Raw genomic sequence first — 580 nt, 5'->3', positions numbered from 1 at the left:
CCTCAAGAATGACCGGGGTTTTGCCTACGGGTCGCTGCGTGTCGCTCTCTCGGGCGTCAAATTCTTTTACACCCGCACCTGCAAACGAGACTGCGACATCTTCTCCATGCTCAAACTGCAGAACATCACCGCGCTGCCCGAATCGACACTGAAGTTGCTGCGTGCCTATTGGCTGACACATCATCACGACAGCTGGATCTTTCCCGCCGTTTCGCCCGGGTACTGCTTCGACATCCACGGAAAAAGCAAGGCCGAGCGTCCGATGTCCGAAACCACCGTCCAGGGAGCAATGAAGCAGATCGCCAAGAAGCTCAACTTCGGCAAGGAAATCACGATCGACACATTGCGCCATTCCTACGCCACGCACTTGCTCGAAGCCGGCGTTGGATTGAAGGTCATCCAGAAGTACATCCATCGAGTGGCGATCAGCGACAAGCGGATCGTTGCGGTCACCGACCGTTCGGTCTCGTACACCGTCACGCCCACCAAGGCCAAGCGGACGATCGAGCGGAACGTTGAAGGTGTCAAGTTCATCGAGGGGTTTGCTCAGCACATTCTCCCCAGTGGATTCCAGAAGGTG

1 protein-coding gene is annotated in these 580 nt (G+C 56.6%); it reads left to right on the top strand.

Going from position 1 to position 580, the window contains the following annotated elements:
- Positions 1-580: transposase (locus tag H1B37_RS33075; protein ID WP_182871533.1), on the top strand; the 580-nt coding region annotated here is incomplete at both ends.

The sequence above is a fragment of the Stieleria mannarensis genome (assembly GCF_014154935.1).
GTDB classification, from domain to species: domain Bacteria; phylum Planctomycetota; class Planctomycetia; order Pirellulales; family Pirellulaceae; genus Stieleria; species Stieleria mannarensis.
Note: the sequence above shows the minus strand (reverse complement) of the source record. Positions and strands in the feature narration are given on the sequence as shown.